General features: G+C 56.2%; 22 protein-coding genes. 15 read left to right on the top strand and 7 right to left on the bottom strand.

Annotated elements, in window-relative coordinates; genetic code table 11:
- Positions 1-72 precede the first annotated feature (72 nt).
- The 5 genes from yebS (at position 73) to IAE27_RS05820 (ending at position 6,115) form a co-directional block, all read left to right on the top strand.
- Positions 73-1,356 (top strand): membrane integrity lipid transport subunit YebS, encoded by a 1,284-nt coding sequence (gene yebS / locus IAE27_RS05840; protein ID WP_016808294.1) that lies wholly within the window; start codon positions 73-75, stop codon positions 1,354-1,356.
- Positions 1,325-3,958: a PqiB family protein gene (locus tag IAE27_RS05835; RefSeq protein ID WP_108704914.1), complete on the top strand. Its 2,634-nt coding sequence runs from the start codon at positions 1,325-1,327 to the stop codon at positions 3,956-3,958. The genes yebS and IAE27_RS05835 overlap by 32 nt, the downstream gene beginning before the upstream one ends.
- A gap of 78 nt (positions 3,959-4,036) precedes the next feature.
- On the top strand, positions 4,037-5,470 hold the full coding sequence (gene rsmF, locus IAE27_RS05830; RefSeq protein WP_072031422.1) for a 16S rRNA (cytosine(1407)-C(5))-methyltransferase RsmF: 1,434 nt from the start codon (positions 4,037-4,039) through the stop codon (positions 5,468-5,470).
- A gap of 115 nt (positions 5,471-5,585) precedes the next feature.
- On the top strand, positions 5,586-5,825 hold the full coding sequence (locus IAE27_RS05825; RefSeq protein ID WP_004103329.1) for a YebV family protein: 240 nt from the start codon (positions 5,586-5,588) through the stop codon (positions 5,823-5,825).
- Between the two features lie 98 nt (positions 5,826-5,923).
- Positions 5,924-6,115, top strand: coding sequence for a YebW family protein (locus IAE27_RS05820; RefSeq protein ID WP_004103330.1), 192 nt, complete (start codon positions 5,924-5,926; stop codon positions 6,113-6,115).
- Here IAE27_RS05820 and pphA read toward each other — a convergent pair.
- Positions 6,112-6,765 (bottom strand): protein-serine/threonine phosphatase, encoded by a 654-nt coding sequence (gene pphA, locus IAE27_RS05815; protein ID WP_004113754.1) that lies wholly within the window; start codon positions 6,763-6,765, stop codon positions 6,112-6,114. The genes IAE27_RS05820 and pphA overlap by 4 nt on opposite strands.
- Positions 6,766-6,930: 165 nt before the next feature.
- On the opposite strand from pphA, the gene IAE27_RS05810 reads away from it, so the two are divergent.
- The 8 genes from IAE27_RS05810 (at position 6,931) to IAE27_RS05780 (ending at position 13,886) form a co-directional block, all read left to right on the top strand.
- Positions 6,931-7,875, top strand: coding sequence for a VirK/YbjX family protein (locus IAE27_RS05810; RefSeq protein WP_200092126.1), 945 nt, complete (start codon positions 6,931-6,933; stop codon positions 7,873-7,875).
- Between the two features lie 111 nt (positions 7,876-7,986).
- Entirely contained in the window at positions 7,987-8,130 is a 144-nt protein-coding gene (locus IAE27_RS05805; RefSeq protein ID WP_142447463.1) for an Ecr family regulatory small membrane protein, read from the top strand.
- A 578-nt stretch (positions 8,131-8,708) separates the two neighbouring features.
- Positions 8,709-9,260 (top strand): spore coat U domain-containing protein, encoded by a 552-nt coding sequence (locus IAE27_RS05800; RefSeq protein ID WP_004103335.1) that lies wholly within the window; start codon positions 8,709-8,711, stop codon positions 9,258-9,260.
- Positions 9,261-9,282: 22 nt separating this feature from the next.
- Positions 9,283-9,801, top strand: a complete 519-nt coding sequence (locus IAE27_RS05795) for a spore coat U domain-containing protein (protein ID WP_070557030.1) — start codon at positions 9,283-9,285, stop codon at positions 9,799-9,801.
- A 74-nt stretch (positions 9,802-9,875) separates the two neighbouring features.
- Complete coding sequence (locus IAE27_RS29570; RefSeq protein ID WP_227685238.1) at positions 9,876-10,103, top strand: hypothetical protein; 228 nt, start codon at positions 9,876-9,878, stop codon at positions 10,101-10,103.
- Complete coding sequence (locus tag IAE27_RS29565) at positions 10,103-10,579, top strand: molecular chaperone (RefSeq protein WP_261983006.1); 477 nt, start codon at positions 10,103-10,105, stop codon at positions 10,577-10,579. Before IAE27_RS29570 ends, IAE27_RS29565 begins: the two co-directional genes overlap by 1 nt.
- Before the next feature lie 2 nt (positions 10,580-10,581).
- Entirely contained in the window at positions 10,582-12,915 is a 2,334-nt protein-coding gene (locus tag IAE27_RS05785) for a fimbria/pilus outer membrane usher protein (protein ID WP_154022460.1), read from the top strand.
- Positions 12,916-12,926: 11 nt separating this feature from the next.
- Complete coding sequence (locus IAE27_RS05780) at positions 12,927-13,886, top strand: spore coat protein U domain-containing protein (protein WP_004113762.1); 960 nt, start codon at positions 12,927-12,929, stop codon at positions 13,884-13,886.
- Positions 13,887-14,272: 386 nt separating this feature from the next.
- On the opposite strand, the gene IAE27_RS05775 is transcribed toward IAE27_RS05780, so the two are convergent.
- Genes IAE27_RS05775 through yobA form a run of 3 tightly spaced genes read right to left on the bottom strand, consistent with a single transcriptional unit; the run spans position 14,273 to position 15,876 of the window.
- Positions 14,273-14,611, bottom strand: a complete 339-nt coding sequence (locus IAE27_RS05775) for a YebY family protein (protein WP_023321222.1) — start codon at positions 14,609-14,611, stop codon at positions 14,273-14,275.
- 16 nt (positions 14,612-14,627) lie between these two features.
- Complete coding sequence (gene copD / locus IAE27_RS05770; RefSeq protein ID WP_004103346.1) at positions 14,628-15,497, bottom strand: copper homeostasis membrane protein CopD; 870 nt, start codon at positions 15,495-15,497, stop codon at positions 14,628-14,630.
- A 4-nt stretch (positions 15,498-15,501) separates the two neighbouring features.
- Entirely contained in the window at positions 15,502-15,876 is a 375-nt protein-coding gene (gene yobA, locus IAE27_RS05765) for a CopC domain-containing protein YobA (RefSeq protein WP_142475218.1), read from the bottom strand.
- 135 nt (positions 15,877-16,011) lie between these two features.
- On the opposite strand from yobA, the gene IAE27_RS05760 reads away from it, so the two are divergent.
- Both IAE27_RS05760 and exoX read left to right on the top strand, forming a co-directional pair.
- Positions 16,012-16,242: a DNA polymerase III subunit theta gene (locus tag IAE27_RS05760; RefSeq protein ID WP_004103351.1), complete on the top strand. Its 231-nt coding sequence runs from the start codon at positions 16,012-16,014 to the stop codon at positions 16,240-16,242.
- Between the two features lie 78 nt (positions 16,243-16,320).
- Positions 16,321-16,980: an exodeoxyribonuclease X gene (gene exoX, locus IAE27_RS05755; RefSeq protein ID WP_004103360.1), complete on the top strand. Its 660-nt coding sequence runs from the start codon at positions 16,321-16,323 to the stop codon at positions 16,978-16,980.
- A gap of 6 nt (positions 16,981-16,986) precedes the next feature.
- On the opposite strand, the gene ptrB is transcribed toward exoX, so the two are convergent.
- The 3 genes from ptrB to IAE27_RS05740 form a co-directional block, all read right to left on the bottom strand.
- A complete protein-coding gene (gene ptrB, locus IAE27_RS05750; protein WP_016808307.1) occupies positions 16,987-19,047 on the bottom strand; it encodes an oligopeptidase B in 2,061 nt (686 codons plus the stop codon).
- A 133-nt stretch (positions 19,048-19,180) separates the two neighbouring features.
- The gene (locus IAE27_RS05745) at positions 19,181-19,861 is read right to left on the bottom strand and encodes a tellurite resistance TerB family protein (RefSeq protein ID WP_064344541.1); all 681 of its coding nucleotides are present in this window, start codon (positions 19,859-19,861) and stop codon (positions 19,181-19,183) included.
- Between the two features lie 148 nt (positions 19,862-20,009).
- Entirely contained in the window at positions 20,010-20,372 is a 363-nt protein-coding gene (locus tag IAE27_RS05740) for a YebG family protein (RefSeq protein ID WP_200092124.1), read from the bottom strand.
- Between the last annotated feature and the right edge of the window lie 79 nt (positions 20,373-20,451).

Here is a 20,451-nt window from a genome sequence, read left to right as displayed (position 1 = left end):
ATGCATTCATGCTCAAGATGAATTCATTCCTGAGTTAAGATAGAGAGATACATTCATTTCTGTAAGTTATAAATGCCACTAAAAACACCCAGGATTACGCCAGCAAAAAAGATGATCGTCTACTCGGTCAGCGCCCCTGTTGCGCACGCTCACTATCAGCGCTGCCCGCAGTGCGACCTGCTGTTTAGTTTACCGGTCCTCAAAAAGAATCAAAGCGCCTGGTGCCCTCGCTGCAACGCCAAAGTGCGCGATGGCCGCGACTGGTCGCTTACCCGGCTGGGCAGCATGGCGATCGCTATGCTGCTGCTGATGCCTTTTGCGTGGAGCGAACCGCTGCTACGTTTGCATCTGCTGGGCGTGCGTATCGACGCTAACGTCCTTCAGGGCATCTGGCAAATGACCGGCCAGGGCGATCCGCTCACGGCGGCGATGGTGCTCTTTTGCGCGGTCGTCGCGCCGGTGCTGCTGGTGGTGTCAATCGCCTACCTGTGGTTGGGCAACGTGCTGGGCATGAATCTGCGACCGATACTGCTGATGCTGGAGCGGCTCAAGGAGTGGGTAATGCTGGATATTTACCTGGTCGGCATCGGCGTCGCCTCCATTAAAGTGCAGGATTACGCCTTCCTGCAGCCGGGTATCGGGCTTGTCGCCTATGTTTCCCTCACGCTGCTCAGTATCCTGACGCTTATCCATATGAACGTTGAAGAGCTCTGGGAGCGTTTTTATCCCCAGCGCCCGGCGCTGCGCCCGGATGAAAATCTTCAGGTCTGTCTGGGCTGCCATTATACCGGACATCGCGATGCACGCGGGCGCTGCCGCCGCTGCCACACGCCTCTGCGCCATCGACGCCGGCAAAGCCTGCAAAAGAGCTGGGCTGCGCTGATTGCATCACTGGTTTTCCTGCTTCCTGCCAACCTGCTGCCGATCTCGATCATCTACGTCAACGGCGCGCGTCAGGAAGACACCATCCTTTCCGGCATTATGTCGCTGGCCAGCAGCAACGTCGCCATCGCCGGGGTGGTGTTCATCGCCAGTATTCTGGTCCCATTCACCAAAGTTATTGTATTGTTTACCCTGCTGGTCAGCATACAATTCAAGTGTGAACAGGGGCTACGTACCCGCATCCTGCTGCTGCGGCTGATTACCTGGATCGGCCGCTGGTCTATGTTGGATCTTTTTGTCATCGCATTAACCATGTCGCTGATCAACCGCGATCAGCTCCTCGCGTTTACGATGGGGCCCGCCGCGGTCTATTTTGGCGCCGCGGTAATTTTAACTATCCTTGCTGTTGAATGGCTGGACAGCCGCTTACTTTGGGACGCACATGAGTCAGGAAACGCCCGCTTCGCCGACTGAAGCCAAGATTAAAACTAAACGCCGCATTTCACCGTTCTGGCTGCTGCCGGTCATCGCGCTGCTGATTGCCAGTTGGCTGATTTGGACCAGCTATCAGGATCGCGGTACGACGATCGTCATCGACTTCCAGTCGGCCAACGGCATCGTTCCGGGACGGACGCCTATCCGCTATCAGGGGGTAGAAGTCGGTACGGTCGAGAATATCTCGCTAAGCAAAGATCTGAGTAAAATCGAGGTTTCTGCCAGCGTCAAAGGCGATATGAAAGATGCGCTGCGCAAGGAGACCCAGTTCTGGCTGGTGACGCCGAAAGCCTCGCTTGCCGGCGTGTCCGGCCTGGATGCGCTGGTTGGCGGCAACTATATCGGCATGATGCCAGGTCAGGGCGAGCCCGAGGATCACTTTGTCGCCCTCGATACCCAGCCGAAGTACCACATTAATAACGGCGAGCTGATGATCCATCTCAAGTCAGCGGATTTAGGCTCGTTAACCAGCGGCTCGCTGGTCTACTTCCGTAAGATTCCGGTCGGCCGGGTGTATGACTACGCCATTAATCCGAACAATCAGGGCGTCACGATTGATGTACTGATCGAGCGGCGTTTCACCAATCTGGTGAAAAAAGAGAGCCGCTTCTGGAACGTATCCGGCGTAAAGGCGGACGTCAGCCTGAGCGGAGCTAAAGTTCAGCTGGATAGCCTCTCCGCGCTGGTGAACGGCGCTATCGCCTTTGATTCCCCCGATGATTCTCCGCAGGCTCAGCAGAATACCGATTATCACTTATACGAAGACCTGGCGCACAGCCAGCGCGGAGTGGTGGTGAAACTGGACCTTCCGGACGGCGCAGGGTTAAAAGCGGGCTCTACGCCGCTGATGTATCAGGGTCTGGAGGTCGGCCAGCTCAGTAAACTGAATCTCAATGCTGACGGGAAAGTCACCGGCGAAATGACCGTCGATCCCAGCGTCGTCAGCTTGCTGCGCGAGAAGACGCTGATTCAGATGAAGAAGCCGAAAATCTCGCTGGATAATCCCAGCGTCAGCGCCCTGCTGACCGGAACCACCTTTGAGCTGGTCCCCGGCGAGGGTGAACCGCGCAACCAGTTTGCGGTGCTGCCTGCCGATAAATCCATCCTGGAAGAACCGGATGTCGCAACCGTCACGCTCACCGCGCCAGAAAGCTACGGTATTGATGCCGGGCAGCCGCTGATCCTGCACGGCGTTCAGATTGGCCAGGTTCTGGAGCGCAAGCTAAACGCCGACGGCGTCACTTTCCAGGTCGCAGTCATGCCCGAGTACCGTTCACTGGTGCGCGGCGACAGCAAATTCGTGGTCAACAGCCGTATCGACGTCAAAGTCGGTATTGATGGCGTGGAGTTCCTCGGCGCCAGCGCCAGCGAATGGGTCAACGGCGGGATCCGCATTATTCCGGGCGACAAAGGGGCGATGCAAAGCCGCTATCCGCTGTACGCCAACCAGGAAAAAGCGCTGGAAAACAGCATGAGCGATCTGCCGACCACCACTCTCACGCTCTCAGCTGAGACGCTGCCGGACGTCCAGGCAGGATCCGTGGTGCTGTATCGTAAATTCGCAGTCGGGGAAATCATCACCGTTCAGCCGCGCAAGAACGCTTTTGAGATCAACATCCATATCAAACCGGAATATCGCCATCTGCTCACCAGCAACAGCGTGTTCTGGGCCGAAGGCGGCGCGAAAGTGCAGCTTAACGGCAGCGGCCTGACGGTTCAGGCCTCCCCGCTCTCCCGCGCGCTGAAAGGCGCGATAAGCTTTGATAATCTGAGCGGTGCCAGCGCCAGCGCGCGTATCGATAATAAACGCGTGCTGTATGCGTCGGAAACCGCCGCCCGCGCGGTGGGTGGCCAGATAACCCTGCACGCCTTTGACGCCGGTAAAATCGCCGAAGGTATGCCGATCCGCTACCTGGGGATTGATATTGGGCAGATCCAATCGCTGAATTTAATTACCGCGAAAAACGAAGTGCAGGCGAAAGCGGTTCTCTATCCGGAATACGTCAACACCTTCGCCCGCGCCGGCACGCGTTTCTCGGTGATTACTCCGCAGATTTCCGCAGCGGGCGTCGAGCATCTGGATACGCTCTTCCAGGCCTATATTAACGTGGAGCCGGGACGCGGTGCGCCGCGCCGTGATTTTGAAATTCAGGAAACCACGATTAGCGATTCACGTTATATCGACGGCCTGAGCATTATCGTCGAAGTACCCGAAGCCGGTTCGCTGGGTATCGGCACGCCGGTGCTGTTCCGCGGGCTTGAAGTCGGTACGGTTACCGGCCTGATGCTCGGTTCGATGTCGGATCGCGTCATGGTACAGCTGCGTATCAGTAAACGTTATCAGTATCTGGTGCGCAACAACTCGGTGTTCTGGCTGGCTTCCGGCTATAGCCTCGACTTTGGCCTGATCGGCGGCGTGGTGAAAACCGGTACCTTCAATCAGTTCATTCGCGGCGGCATCGCTTTTGCGACGCCTCCGGGTACGCCGCTGGCGCCGAAAGCGCAGGATGGTAAACACTTCCTGCTGCTGGAGAGTGAACCGAAAGAGTGGCGCGAATGGGGTACCGCCCTGCCGCGCTAAGCATAACAGGCTCCGGTGTCCGTCGCCGGAGCCTTTATGGTAAACTACGCCCCCTTTTTTCGTTGTGGTGCGCTCCCCGTGGCTCAAAACGCTGTCTATCTTCCTGAAGAATTCCTCGCTCAAATGCGTACGGCAATGCCGACGCATCTCTCTTTCGCTGACTTTATCGCCGCCTGCCAGCGCCCCCTGCGCCGAAGCCTTCGCGTAAATACGCTAAAAATCAGCGTGGCTGACTTCTTGCAGCTGGTCGCCCCCTACGGCTGGCAGCTAACGCCGGTACCCTGGTGTGAGGAGGGTTTTTGGATCGATCGCGAGGAAGAAGACGCCCTGCCGCTGGGCAGCACCGCTGAACATCTCAGCGGGCTGTTTTACATCCAGGAAGCGAGCTCCATGCTGCCGGTCGCCGCGCTGTTTGCCGACGGAAATATGCCGAACCGGGTGATGGACGTCGCCGCCGCGCCGGGGTCAAAAACCACCCAGATCGCCGCGCGCATGGGCAATAAAGGCGGGATCCTGGCCAACGAATATTCCGCCAGCCGGGTTAAAGTGCTACACGCCAATATCAGCCGCTGCGGGATCGGCAACGTGGCGCTGACCCATTTTGATGGGCGCGTATTCGGCGCCGCGCTGCCGGAGTGTTTTGATGCGATTCTCCTCGACGCCCCCTGCTCCGGCGAAGGCGTGGTACGGAAAGACCCCGATGCGTTAAAAAACTGGTCGCCGGAAAGCAACGCCAGTATCGCCGAGACCCAGCGCGAGCTTATCGACAGCGCGTTTCATGCGCTTCGCCCCGGCGGCACGCTGGTCTACTCCACCTGTACCCTGAACCGACAAGAAAACGAAGACGTGGTCAACGGACTACTGGCGCGCTATCCGCAGGCGGCAGAGGTACTGCCGCTCGGTTCGCTGTTCCCGCAGGCCAGCGAGGCGCTAACCGAAGAGGGTTTCCTGCACGTGTTCCCGCAGATTTTCGATTGCGAAGGCTTCTTCGTCGCCCGTCTGCGTAAAACCGCCGCCATCGCACCGCTGCCGGCGCCGGGTTATAAGGTCGGTAAATTCCCCTTTATCCCGCTTAAAAGCCGCGAATCGGCCGCCATTGCGACCGCCGCTGCCGCCGTTGGCCTGCATTGGGGCGCTGACCATACGCTCTGGCAGCGGGATAAAGAAATCTGGCTATTCCCTCACGCGCTCGAGTCGCTATTCGGCAAAGTGCGCTTTTCCCGCATCGGTATCCGTCTTGCCGAAACCCACAACAAAGGCTATCGCTGGCAGCACGAAGCGGTCATTGCGCTTGCCGCGCCTGATGCCCCTTTTGAGCTGACCCAGGCCGAAGCGGAAGAGTGGTACCGCGGTCGTGACGTCTATCCTGCAGTACCGCCGCAGCAGGATGATGTTATTGTCACGTTTCAGGGCGCGCCGCTGGGGCTGGCGAAAAAAATCGGCTCGCGTTTAAAAAACAGCTATCCCCGTGAACTGGTGCGCGACGGAAAGCTTTTTAGCACTAAAGCGTGATGACGAACGGAAAAACAGCATTTTTTCACTGGCGCTTTGCGCACCTTTGTCTACGCTGAAAAATGGCGGCCTTAACTGGTCGTACCACAAATCAGCAGATCAACGGGGTGAATTTATGAGTAAAACCAGCGTACGTATCGGCGCGTTTGAAATAGACGACGCCGAACTGCACGGCGAACAGCAGGGAGAGCGAACGTTAAGCATACCCTGCAAATCCGATCCGGATTTATGTATGCAGCTAGATGCATGGGACGCGGACACCAGCGTACCCGCCATACTTGATGGTGAACATTCCGTCCTCTACCGTAAGCACTACGATCGTCAGTCCGATGCCTGGATCATGCGTCTCGCCTGATTCAAAGGAACCCGTCGCCTGAGACGGGTTATTTATTCCCCCTGCTTTCCCGACATCTCCTACACTTATAACTATGTTTTTCAGGATATGAGACCGGGATGTTTGCCTTAGTGCTGTTTATTTGTTACCTCGACGGAGGCTGTGAAGATATCGTTGTGGATGTGTACGATAACGAACGGCAGTGCACCGCAGCGATGGACGATCAGCGAATACGTCACGGCGGCTGCTTTCCGGTAGAGGATTTTATCGATAGTTTCTGGCTGCCCGCCCAGGAGTACAGTGACTTTTAGCCCGTCCTCTGTAGCGCCGCCAGGGTTAACTCCCCGCCAAATACCGCCCCGGTATCAATATAGTGCTGATTATCGTAGTCGTAACGCCGTTTAAGCGGCGTATGGCCGAACCAGAAGTGGTCAGCACCGGCAATCGCGCCGTGACGCCCGGAGAGATGATCGGTAAGACGCTGTCGGCTCCACAGCACCTGATGCTCATCCACCGCCTGCTGCCAGCGATAAAGCGTCGCCGGATAATCCGCATGGGCGATAACATGTACCTGCTCAGCGCTGTGGAGCTCAATAATCAGCGGCAGATGACGGCAGCGGGCGATAAGCGGCGCGAGGCGCTCTTTCTGCTGTTCTGAGCGTTGCGTATACCAGCCACCGCCGTTCATTTCCCAGAGCATCGGTTCGCCATCGGCAAGCGTATCCAGCGCCATCTGTTCATGGTTGCCGCGCACCGCGAAAAACCAGCGATAGCGCAGTAAATCCAGACACTCCGCGCTTTGCGGCCCACGATCGATCAGATCGCCCACGGAAAGAAGCAGGTCCTGGTAAGGATCGAACCTGCGCTCGCGAAGGGCTTCCATCAGCCGCGCAAAGCAGCCGTGCAGGTCGCCAACCAGCCAGATATTACGCCAGGCGGAACCGTTAATACGCTGATACATATTTCGTCCTCCTGACCTAATTATAGGAAAATTCTCCCGCTGCCGCGGGCGTAATATTGCCACCTCAATCGAGTTTAAACGAAAGCCAAATATAGTCCGCCAGGGCATTAAGCTCCTCACGATATATCCCTAGAATAGAGGCTAAATAACAACGAGGTATTCATCGTGACGGATAACAGCCTGCATTCAGCCGGGGTCGTTGAACGACGCCCCAATCTTATTGCCGACCTGGTGATGGGGCGACTCACCCCTGCACCCATCTGGCAAAAACGTAATTACCGGCTGAAGTTTTTACTGCGCACGGCATTATTTTATGCGCCAACGCGCAGCATGCTGGAGAGCCTGTCGGCGCGCGCGGACTTCAATCAGCTACTGACCGCTCAGGTGACTCTGCCGGGCAAGGTTCATCGTCAGTATTTAACCCGCGGGCTCAACGCCAGCCAGCGCGCGCACGCGATTATCAGCCACTACCAGTTTGTCGACTCGCTGGGCGGATCGCGCCTGGCTGATGCCATGACCGCAGCGAATGAGCTGCCGCTGCTTGAGCTGGCAGGCAAGGACGACAGCCGGTTTACGCTTTCCGCCTCCTCGGCGGGCAAAGCTGAACGCGAGGGTGAAACGTCCCTATGGCTGCGCGATGGCGATGGGATCGTGCTCGCCAGCGCGACTTTTAGCGTTTCCCGTCAGCAGGATTGCTGGCAGTTGACTATTGGCGGCCTGCAGGGGCCGCGTAGCAATATTTCGCATGAAGTGATTAAACGAGCAACCCGCGCCTGCTACGGTCTGTTCCCGAAACGCCTGCTGATGGAGTTTATCTGGCTAATGGCGGCGCGTTGCGGCATTCAACATATTTACGGAGTCAGCGATAACGGTCACGTCTTCCGCGCGCTGCGCTATCGTCTGAGCAAAGGGCGCCATTTCCACGCCAGCTATGATGAATTCTGGCAATCTATCGAAGGGGTAGCCGACGGTGCATGGCGCTGGCGCTTACCACTGAAGCTGGAAAGAAAGACGCTTGAGAGCATTGCCAGTAAGAAGCGCGCTGAATATCGTCGCCGCTTCCAGCTGCTGGATGATATGGCTGCGCAGATGACAATTCTCATGGATTAACGCTGCAAACGTTTCATCAACGCCGTTTAGCACAGCGGCGTTTGCATCTTCTACGCCGCTTTAGTTACTATCATAACTTCGTTGTACTCCTTGCGGACGGCTAGTGAAGTTATGAGCAAAACAGAAATACTCCTGCTGGCTATCCTGTTGATTATTTTGTCCGCTGCTCTCTGGTTTATTTTTAGTGACGAAATATGGTTCATTGTTAGCTACCTTGAAACAACGCTGTACCCCTCTTTTGTGACGCCAGAATAATGCCCTGGGCGTTATTTCTTTGTCGCCTCTAAGCTGCCTATCCTTTCTTTGCAATACCTCGGACAAGCGCCGTTAAAATAATAGGCAAAAAATTTGAGGCGTTTTCTTATCTATTATTCTATTTGTCATACAAATGTGTATACTGGGTCACTTCCGATGTTGGCCCGTAAAGTTCACCTGCACTATGGGCCTGATTTCGTGCAGGTGTTTTCTCCTCGTTGTCGCTCAACCGCACGGTAAGTGTCTACACACGCCTTTTTGTCCAGATTTTTTGTTTCAAACTTTGGGCCCGATTGTGATTTTAAAAAAATCGCATTCTCTTTTCGCCCCTTCAAAAAACAAAGAAAACACATAAAACCAACAAAATATTAACATAAGGAATTTTATTTCAACAGAATAGCAATAAGTCAGACTAAAAAACTATTTCACAACCAAAACACAGTCATAAACGCAAAGTTACCCATATCCCATAGAAGTAGCTATACGTTAACCAACAAAACCGTGGTTGTTAAACGGTGACCCACGACTATCGCTACATTGTTGTTTTTCTTCAGCGGCTTTCCACTAAGAGGTTTTCGATGAACGTGAAAACGATATCGCGCAGTATCCTGGGCGGCTTACTGAGCGCCATAGTTCTTACGCAACCGGCTTCCGCAGCGGGAACATTAAGCGGCCAGATTAGTGTTCAGGTCACACTTGGCAGCGGCTGCAGCGTATCGAACGTCCGAAATGGAGAAAACAACCGCTGGGGCACGATTAATTTCGGCGCCTACGGTGATTTAGCCAACTCCATTGATGCAAGCGTCACCGGAAGCGGCGGAGGTAACGCGCTTACCGTGACCTGTACCGAAGATCTTGACTCAACGCTGACGCTGGACGGCGGCCAGTATGGCGACGCTGCTCTGCGTTACATGAAAAACGCGGCAGGCAACCAGCAGATTGCTTATCGGCTCTATGCGGATGCCGCCCGCAGTCAGGAAATTTTACCCGGCGGAACAATCGCTATCGTAGGCACAGGCAACCCGCAGGCTATCCCCGTTTTTGCCCGTATTCGCCCCGAGGACCAGAGCGTCAACGCGCCGACAGCCGATGTGTATGACGACATCGTAACCGCAACGTTAACCTGGTAATCGCATAAGGAAAATGGGCGTCATGCTTCGACCAGAGTGGCTTACATTAATTCTGCTTTTTACCTCGGGCGCCCACGCCGCTACTGTCCAGAAGACCTTCAAAGTCTCCGCGCAGATAACCGCTGGCTGCGCGCTTGGCGCGGGGGATGGCTCCCAAACGACGGATTTCGGCGCCTTGAGTTTTGGCACTCTGTCATCGCTTTATAACAATGTTGATGTCGCCAGTACTTCCGGCGCCGGCTCAATCATCGTGACCTGTACCCCCGGCACCGCTATCTCAATCGCTCTCGACTATGGCGTAAACGGCGGTTCGGCCACCCGGCGCTATATGTCGAACGGCGGCGGCAACACGCTGGCCTATCAACTTTATCAGGATGCCAACCGCGCTAACGTTTGGGGCAACAGTACGCTGGCCCTGAGCGTTGCATCATTTCCGAGCTCCACGCAAACCTATACGGTTTATGGCCGCCTTTTTGCCACGAATGGCTTCCCGGCGGTGGGCTCCTATACCGACACGGTCACCGTCACGCTGACCTATTAAATCATCACAGGTTAACTATGATTCGCTGTAGATTTGCGCTGTTTACATTCGCTTTATCTCTCCCCTGCTCCGTTATGACCGCAAGCTCCGTCCTCGTTTGGCCCATCTTCCAGACTATCGAAAGCCACGAAAAGGGGTCAGAGCTGTGGCTGGAAAACCGCGGTGCTACCCCGGTTAATTTACAGCTGCGCGTTTTTTCCTGGGACCAAAAAGGGTCGTCCGATGCCTATGCCGATCAGCGTGACGTCGTCGCCAGCCCACCTTCACCGTCGCGCCCGGCCAGCGTCAGCTGGTACGGTTGATGCGCATCGCCCCCGTCACGGCTGGCAAAGAACAATCCTACCGTATTGTTATCGATGAGATCCCTGCCGCTGAACCGACGGCGCAGAAGGAACAGAATTCCGCCGGGCTGAAAATGCGCATGCGCTATGTCCTGCCGTTGTTTACCTACGGACAGGGCATCAACCCGCTGAAGAACAATGGATCCGTGGAAGCGGTAAGAACCACGCTGCGCTGGTCGCTCTCGCGGCAAAATAGCCGCCAGACGCTGTGCATCGACAATACCGGCAATCAGCATGCCCGGCTCAGCGCGGTTTACTGGGCCAATGCCGGTGGCAAGGGCCAGATAGCTCAGGCCAATGGCCTGCTCGGCTACGTGCTGGCGCAGAAAAAGAGCTGTTTCCCGCTGGTGGGAAACGCTTCAGTCCCCTCAGGCATGCACCTGTTCGCGAAATTAACGGATAACGGCCAGGCGGTGGAAATTCCGGCGGATCGTTGATAATGCGCGATCTGAAAAGGGCCGCGACCGGAGGGCTGTTGGCACTAGCGTCGGTAACGGCCTGCGCTGCGACCTATGATTCGTTGCCTGCGCCAGCAGCTTCATACAGCGATAAGCAGGAGTATGAGCTGTATCTCAGCGTATCGGTCAACGGGAATCTCCTGGCGAGCGCCGCTCCGGTAAAGGTTATTGCGGGTCGCTATTGGATCGCCGCCGACGTTTTGCGCCAGTCGCATATTCCCTTACAGACCCAAGATGCGCTGGTTGACGTGACGACGATCCCCTCGGTTAAAGTGGAATACGATCGGCCGGGGCAAATGCTCAATCTCCGGGTGCCGGACAATTGGCTTCCCGAGCAGCGCATCGGGGAGACGACGGGACAAAACTACCAAGCCGCGATAAGCAGTCCCGGCATGTTATTTAACTATGACGCTTACAGCCTCTTCTCGTCCGGCGGAACGCAAACCACCAGCACCTATACCGAGACGCGCCTCTTCGGGCCGCCAGGCGTTCTTTCTAACAATGCCGTCATCCGGCAAAACTGGTCTTCGACGGGCTACGAGCAGCAGGGCTTTATGCGTTACGACACCCTGTGGAAATACAGCGACAGCGAACAGATGATTAGCTACCAGGCCGGGGATGTGGTCAGTAACGCCCTGACCTGGAGCAGTTCAGTACGAATGGGAGGACTCCGGCTGAGCCGTAACTTCAGCGTTCGCCCGGATCTGGTGACGTATCCGCTGCTCAATTTATCCGGCAGCGCGGCGGTTCCTTCAAGCGTCGATCTGTTTATTAACGGCTATAAAACCAGCTCCGCGCAAATCAATGGTGGCCCCTATACGCTGACCAACGTTCCCTGGATCAGCGGCGCCGGCGAAGCTACCGTGGTGACCACCGATGCCCTGGGTCGTCAGGTGTCCACCAGCATTCCTTTTTATGTCTCCAACACCCTGCTGCGCGAAGGCCTGAGTGATTTTGATTTCACCCTTGGGGCCCTGCGCAACAACTACGGTATCAAGAGTGCCGATTATGGCGCCGGCGCGCTGAGCGCAATTTATCGCTATGGAGTCAACAACTGGCTCACGCTGTCGACGCATACGGAAGACCGCAAAGGATTAACCAATGCCGGAATAGGCAGCGATATCGGCGTGGGGAACCTGGGCACCCTCAGCCTGTCGACCAGCGCCAGCCGGGGCGACGGCAGCGGCAATCAACTCACCGCCGGATACTCTTATTACGCCAGCAGCTGGGGAGTGAACTATCAGCATATTCGCCGCAGCGCCGACTACAACAACCTCAGCACCTACGGTTCTGTCGCCGCATTAAGCCGTCAGTCAGATCAGGCGACGCTGAGCCTGAGCCCATGGGACAGAGCGCTCGGATCTTTCAGCATTGGCTATTTTGATATCAAAGCCGAGGATAATTCACATACCCGGCTCATGAACCTCTCCTGGAGCCGCAGCCTGTGGCAAAGCAGCAGCCTCAACCTGAGCGTAAACCGCGATCTGCAGGACAATAGCTACGCCAGCATGTTGCAAATCATTATCCCTTTCGATTCGCAAAGCTCCGTGCAGCTAAGCGGTCAACGATCCAGCTCAGGCCAATGGGGGGAAAATATCAACGTTAGTCGCTCTGCCCCGGCGGAAGGCGGGCTGGGCTGGAACCTCGCCCATTCGATCGGCGGCAATAACTATAGTCAGGCGGATCTGACCTGGATTAATCGCGTGTCCACGCTGAGCGGTGGCTATTACGGGTCGCGTGACGATCATCACAGCTGGTTTGAGGCCGCAGGCTCGGTCGTGCTGATGGATAACAGTCTGTTTTTCGCCCGGCAAATTAACGACGCCTTTATCGTCGTTTCTACCGGCAACTATCCAAACATTGCGGTGAATTATGAAAACCGCAAAGTCGGCGTGACCGATAAAAATGGTCATCTGCTGATCCCCTGGGCTTCGGCCTGGTATCCGGGAAAGGTCACCCTCGATACGCTGCCGTTGCCCACGGATACCGAAGCCGTCACGGTGGAAAAACGCATCGCCGTACGCGAAGGCAGCGGCGCGCTGGTTGATTTCCCGGTTAACCGCGTGCGCTCGGCAACGCTCATCTTCGTCGATGCTCAGGGACAACCGCTACCGGTCGGTACGCCGGTGGAGGAAGTTAATAGTCAACAGCGCGCCCTGGTGGGCTACGACGGCGTGGTCTGGTTCTCGCACCTCGGGCGCATTAACGAAGTCAAAATAAATGCCGGAGAGCTTCGATGCAGCATCCCGTTCGAGCTTCCGGAGACCACGCCGGTTCCGCAGCGGATAGGCCCGGTCAGCTGTCCCTCTTCATAGCGGAGATAAGATTGAAAAATATTATCCGGGTATTCGTGATGCTTTTAGCGCTTGGGCAAGCCAGCAACGCGCTGGCCGCCTGCAGCATCAAAACCAGTGCGCCAGCGATCGGCCCTGTCGATTCCTTTACGCTCTACAGCGCGCCTCAGGGCGTGATGGCGGGCGCGGGGTTTTACTGCACCCCGGAACTGGTGGCGCTGAACTCGACCAACACGCTAAGCGCTACCCTGGCGTCGGCTAACCAGAGCAACAGAGTGCCCCGGCTGCTTAACGGCGCCGGCGATGCCATCCCTTACAGCATCTGTTCTGACGCATCCTGCTCGCCGGCCTATCAGGATGGCGGCGTAATAAGCTGGTCCAGGACAACGCTGCTTGAGCTGCTGGGGCTATTTAACTCGAGCGATGGCACCATGCCGCTCTACTTCAGAACCACCCCGGGAGCCAACGTGCCCGCCGGAACCTATAGCGATGTCTTAACCATTACCTGGGTGTATCGTTTTTGCTACGTCGGGCTCGATCTACTGGGCATTAAGATATGTATTCCGAATAACGGCACCCTGGTCTCTACGGTCAACGTATCGGTGAGGGTGACCAATTTTTGCTATATCGACAGCGCGCCGGACGTCGAGTTTGCCCCTGCCGCCCTCCCGTCCGGTTTTAGTTCCTACAGCGGCCAGCTTGCCATTCGCTGCACAAAAAACGCGGCCTACACCGTCAATCTCGCCAGTACTAACGCCAGCGTCGGCGACTGGCGGCAGATGAGCCAGCCCATCGCTAACCAACCGACTGCCTTTTTGCAGTATCAATTTTACCAGCCCAACGGCAGCGCCTGGACGGAAAATAACAATCTCAGCGTGACCGGCTCCGGCGCCGCGCAATCTGCAAGCTACACCCTGAAGATTAACCCGAACCAGAGCAACCAGCCAGCGGGAACCTACAGCGATACCGTCCTGGTGACGGTGAGCTATTAAAAGGTTAGCAGGCGATTTTTTTGTAAAAGAAATGTTTAGGAAATTATTGTTGTGATATAAGAAAAAAGCCCCGAAAAAAGCTGCTGGGGTTTTTAGAAGGGAATCTGCGATTGCTGAAAAAAAGATAAAAAAAGACCGAACACGATTCCTGTATTCGGTCCAGGGAAATGGCTCTTGGGAGAGAGCCGTGCGCTAAAAGTTGGCATTAATGCAGGCTAAGTCGCCTTGCCTTATAAGAATAGTTTACCGTGTCAGGTTTTCCAGTCCGTGACAAAAGGGAACCAATAATTCCTCTCAGGATTGCGTATGCCTACAAAAAACCGCCGCCCCCGGAATGGGGAGATGGCGGTTATTTTTATGTAAAAACAGTAGGATGAAAATATCGATCAGCAGAGTTTCTGCGCGCGCTCAATAAATGGCACCAGGCTCATTTTTTGTCCCGGCTGCTGCGGATCGTCAATCTGGATCACAGAAATCGGCTGCGCGTTGGTCTTACCGTCTTTCATCTGCTGCTCGGCGATGTCGTTTAACGGGTACTGCACCAGCGTGCTCGGATTGATGGCAAACAGCGCGTTGCCCGGACGGCAGGTCAGCATCACCTCTTCCCGATTAAACGCCCAGCTCTCCTTACCGACTTCAAAGCGGCTCACGGTAATCACCTGCGGCGCCGCCAGCGCAGCGCCAGAACTTGCCAATAACAACATTGTCAGAACGATTTTTTTCATGATTTAACCAGTTTATTCAGAAAGGTTCCCAGGTGGCAAACAGGCTGACGGCAAATAGCGCCAGCGCCCCCAGCGCAATTTCTATCTGCGTGGTCCGCACGATAAGCTGCTCCGCTCGCGTTCCGCCTGCCGACATGCGTGGCACCAGAACATACCGGTTCACCAGCGCAATTACCACCATTGCCGCCACCAGCGCACATTTGAGCAACAGCATACGCCCCCAGGGCGAGGCGCTGATGAGCCCGCCCTGGATCAACAGCGCATTCACTGCGCCGCTGGCGATAGCGCCAGCAACCGCCAGATGCCCGTAGCGTGAAAAACGCATCATGGTGGCAATCGCCGCCTGCCGCCAGCGACCGTGCGCCAGGCGAAGACAGTAGATAAACGGCAGCAGACCGCCAACCCAGCTGGCAACACAGAACAGATGAATAGCATGGTTGGTCCGCTGCACTATCCCCAGCCAGCCGTCGTTCATCGCGGCATGACCGACGCCGGCCAACAGCAGAAGCTGTGCGCAAAACAGGACCAGCAGCAAACGTCCCGATCGTCGGGGCTTCAGCCAGACCACCGCCAGCGCCACAAGGGCGAGTAAAATCTGCCATATCCACACGCTACCGAACTGCGTTCCGGCAACCGCCTGCCAGATAGCCGGCTGCCAGACGTCCGGCCAGCCGCTGCCCATCAGCCCACCCTGCGCCATCAGCATCAGCAGCGCCGACAGCGCGCTCGCCAGCAATAAATGGCGCATTAGCGGGTAGAAACGCTGCATCATTAAGCGGCGCAAGGTTACCGGCGCCCACCATGTCCCATAGAGGACACAGCCGAAAGCGACGATCAGCGAGATAAAATGGATAAAGCGTAAGCTGACATAGACTCCACTCAGCATCGGCTTACTTCACGGTAAAGGGGTATTGTCCTTTCGTCTTATGGCCATCAACGGAGACCACGTGCCAGTCAACGGTATATTCGCCCGGCGTCAGCGCCTGCTCAACCGGTACCGTCAGCTCGGCCTTATTGCTGTCGCTGCGGACAGGTTTACCAAGGGTGATGGTCTTCTGCTGCGGCCCGGTGAGGGTCACGCCGCTAAACTGCGTTTCGATGCCTTCAGAGAAGTTGAGGGTCAGCGCCTGGGGTGAAGCCGCCACCACCGCGCCGGCGGCCGGAAGCTGCTGTTGCAAATGGGCGTGGGCGAATGCGCCTGCTGCGCTGAGGCAACCGGCGAGAAACAGAGACAGACGCAGCGCGCGTCCGGCGATGATTGGCATAGTTGTCATTCCTTTTTGTTATGTATGTAGCACAGAGAATAACCCTGTATAATGGCGCAGTCGAGCTAAGCGTCTGAGACTTGCCTTTTTGCCGCGTGCTTAGTACTTTTTGCGGCGTTATCAGAGGAGAAACCGATGGAAAAGAACCTGGCTAAACTATCCCAGGAGGAGATGGACAAAGTGAATGTCGATCTCGCCGCGGCGGGCGTTGCGTTTAAAGAACGCTACAATATGCCGGTGGTTGCCGATTTAGTCGAAAGAGAACAGCCCGAACATCTGCGCGGCTGGTTTCGCGAACGTCTGATTGCCCATCGACTGGCCTCCGTTTCGCTCTCTCGCCTGCCCTATGAACCGAAACAGAAATAATTCCCGTCCCCTGTGGACATCCGAGTTGGCAAGACCCGCGTGTTGCATTACGCTGGTTTCTTTGGCCTGGAGCGAGCCATGCTGCGCGTAATCGATACAGAAACCTGCGGATTGCAGGGAGGCATTGTTGAAATCGCCTCGGTTGATATAGTCGACGGACAAATTACCAATCCCATGAGTCATCTGGTTCGCCCCGACCGCCCCATCAGTCCGCAGGCGATGGCGATTCACCGTATCACCGAAGAGATGGTCGCCGATAAGCCGTGGATCGAGGAGATTGTGCCGCTATATATGGGCAGTCCGTGGTATGTCGCCCATAACGCCAGCTTTGACCGTCGGGTGTTGCCAGAGATGCAGGGCGAATGGATCTGCACGATGAAGCTGGCGCGCCGCCTGTGGCCAGGCATCAAGTACAGCAATATGGGGCTATATAAGTCGCGCAAGCTCAGCGTCACGACGCCACCGGGACTGCATCATCACCGGGCGCTTTATGATTGCTACATCACCGCCGCCCTGCTGCTCGATATTATCAACACCTCCGGCTGGACGCCTGAGGAAATGGCGACCATTACCGGCCGCCCGGCGCTACTATCCACCTTTACCTTCGGCAAATATCGCGGCAAGCCGGTTTCCGAGGTTGCGGAAAACGATCCCGGCTATTTACGCTGGCTGTTCAATAACCTGGAGCGCATGAGCCCCGAGCTGCGCCTGACGCTGAAGCACTATCTCGGGGAGTAACCGGCGCTATACCTCCGCCTGGCCCGGCAGCGTCCCCTGCGCCAGGCCAATCAGAAACGCAAACTCCAGCGCCACGCCTTCATAGCTTTTGAAGCGTCCGGATTTACCGCCGTGGCCGGAATCCATATCGGTACAGAGCAGCAGCAGGTTATCGTCCGTTTTTAGCTCGCGCAGTTTTGCCACCCATTTTGCCGGCTCCCAGTATTGAACCTGCGAATCATGCAGGCCCGTGGTAACCAGCAGATGCGGATACGCCTGAGCCTGCACGCCGTCGTACGGGCTGTAGCTTTTCATATAGCGGTAATACTCTTCATCCTGCGGATTCCCCCACTCCTCAAACTCACCGGTGGTTAGCGGAATCGACTCATCGAGCATGGTGGTGAGGACATCGACAAAGGGAACCTGGGCCACCACGCCGTGAAAGAGCTCAGGCCGCTGGTTCACCGCGACGCCCATCAGCATGCCGCCGGCGCTGCCGCCCATGCCGTAGCAAAAGCGCGGATCGCCATAGCCCTGCGCCAGCAGCGCATCGCAGACGTCGAGATAATCGTTGAAGGTGTTCTTTTTGCACAAAAACTTTCCGTCTTCATACCACTGCTGGCCCAGTTCGCCGCCGCCGCGAATATGGGCGATAGCGAACACAAAACCGCGGTCGAGCAAGCTCAGGCGGCTGGCGCTGAAATCCGCATCCATGCTTGCGCCATAGGAGCCGTAGCCGTACACCAGCAGTGGACTGGCGCCTTTACGGAAATGTTCATGACGGTAGACCAGCGAGACCGGGACTTCGACGCCGTCGCGGGCTTTAATCCACAAATGCTCGCTGCGATAATGGCTGGCATCAAACCCTTTGACTTCCTGCTGTTTCAGTACCCGCCGCTCGCCGGTATTCATATCCAGTTCAAATAGCGTATCCGGCGTCGTCATGGAGGAGTAGCCGTAGCGCAGACGAGCGGTTTCCGGCTCTGGATTATAGGCAAGCCAGGTCACATAGGCCGGATCGTCAAAGGCAATGCCCTGGGACTCTCTTGTTTTACGATTGATCTGCCGCAGGCTGGTCAGCCCCCGCTGGCGCTCTTCCACAACCAGCCAGTCGGTAAACAGAGTAAATCCTTCCAGCATCACTTCCTGACGCGGCGCGATCAGGGTCTCCCACTGCTGCTCATCGCGCAGGGTAGTGCGATAAAGGCCGAAGTTTTTCCCTTCACGGTTGGATCGCAGATAAAAAGCGTGCTGATAGTGATCGAGGCTATATTCATGGTCTTTGCGCCGCGGTAGAAAACAGACCGGCTCGGCGTCGGTCATTTCCGCGTTAAGCAGCAGCACTTCGCTGGTGGTCGCGCTGGCCAGATAAATCACCACAAACTGCTGGGAAGTCGTCTTGTGTACGCTGACGTAAAAAGTATCGTCCTGCTCTTCATACACCAGAACATCCGCACTGGCCGGCGTGCCCAGGCGATGGCGCCAGACTTGATACGGCAGCAGCGTGGTGGGATGTTTACGCACGTACCACAGGGTCTGCGAATCATTACTCCAGGCAAAATCAGGCGAGACGTTCTCAAGAACTTCCGCAAATTCATCGCCGTCGTTTAAAGGGTAGAAGCGCAGGCTATATTGCCGGCGGGAGAGATAGTCTTCCGCCACCGCCATCATGTTGTTGTCAGGAGAAACCCCTAACCCCCCGAGGGTGTAAAATTCGCTGCCGGCCGCGCGCTGGTTACCGTCAAGCAGGACCTCCCATTCATCCCACTCTTCTTTTACGACCGGCTGGCGTTGATAAATCGCATACTCGCAGCCAGGCTCATAGACCTGACGGTAACGATAGCCATTTTTGCTATAGGGGGCCGACACTTCGCGCTGCGGAATACGGTCAATAATCTCCTTGAGTACCCTGTCCTGCAGGCTACTTTGCGAAGACATCACTTTTTTACCGTACTCATTTTCCTGGCGCAGATAATCAAGCACTTCCGGCTGTGCGCGATCGTCATCGCGCAGCCAGTAGTAATTATCGATTCGCGTGTCGCCATGTAATGTCATGGCATGGGGGATCCGTTTCGCTTTTGGTGGCATCTGCTTATTCTTCTGCGGCTTGTATTGAGTACTAAAATTTTCAGGCTGCTTCACAGCAGCCTGAAGGGTGACGTGACTACACAATATATAAGGGTGGCAAAAGTCGCCAGCGATGCAAGCGAAACGTGCGGATTTAGAGCGTTACGGCCTGTTTTTGCGCCTGGATATCCCGTTCGATATCTTCACGCACTTCCTGCGGGAGCTTCAGCGCTTCGCCGAGGGCGTTCAGGTAGCTGCGTTCCATAAAGTGGTCAATATCAATGACCGCGCAGCTGATATAGTAAACTTCCAGCGCCTCTTGCTCGCTGCTGATGCCCTGCGCCAGGCTCTGCGGGTCGAGGGGCTGCGCCAGCGCCTGGTCAATTAACACCCGCCCCTGCACGTCAACGTTCGCCGCGCGCAGCTGCGCTTCAATATTTGCCCGCTCGCGTTCGTCAATATGCCCATCGCTTTTAGCAGCGAAGACCAGCGCCATAATCAGCCTTTCGCTGCGGGCATCAAGTTCGGCTGGCGCGGAGGACGCCGCAGTTGCGGGCGTGGGCGCCGCCGATGTCTGCTGCCCGCTGGTACGCAATTTCTGCTGATATTTATTCCACAATACGCTGCCTGCAACCGCGCCGCCGCCGACCAGCAGCGCACCGGTGCCGTATTTGGCTAACAGCTTGCGCGATGATTTGCTGGCAACCAGCAGCCCGGCCAGGCCGCCAAGCGCGCCGGGCAGCAGGAAGTCTTTGCCGCGTGACCGATCGTCAGATGAAGAAGATTGCCCTTGCTGACCCAGCAAAGACTGTAGTTGATTAAGCCAGTTAGCCATACATTTCCTCGTTGCGCGATAAGCGATACCACCAGCCTAAACGACGCGGCGTCAGGAAACGTTATCGTCAGCTAAAGATGAGCAAATGTCGCGCCGGGCGCTCGGCGCGGGAGCCAACCGCCAGAACGAGTGGCGGCGGCAGCATGGCTCAGGCGGCTTTCGCTTTGCGCGGCCTGGCCGGTGCCGAGGCTGCCGATTCGACGACCTCTTCGGGTTTGTCACCCTCTTCTGCTTCTTCTGCGCGCGCGGCTGGCGCATCGGCGCTGCCCTCAGCTTCCGGCAGCTTACCGGAACGCAGAATATGGTTGAGGGTGTCTTTGCGCTCGGCAAGCCACATCGCCATGCTATCGCGCTGCTCTTCATCGAGCGTAAGCGGGCACTCAACCAGCCAGTCGTTCAGTACTTCCGCCAGATCGAGCATTTTGTCGTAAGCATCGGCCTCTTTTTTGCTGGCAAAAGACATTTTTTCCTCACCTTCACGAATCACTACATATTTAATTTTAACCGCCATGATGCAGCCTCTCAGTACTGTGTTTTTATACAGTACATCAAATTTCTTCCGCGAACTCAAATGATGCACATAAAGACAT

This window comes from Klebsiella sp. S69 (genome assembly GCF_016516145.1).
GTDB classification, from domain to species: domain Bacteria; phylum Pseudomonadota; class Gammaproteobacteria; order Enterobacterales; family Enterobacteriaceae; genus Klebsiella; species Klebsiella oxytoca.
Note: the sequence above shows the minus strand (reverse complement) of the source record. Positions and strands in the feature narration are given on the sequence as shown.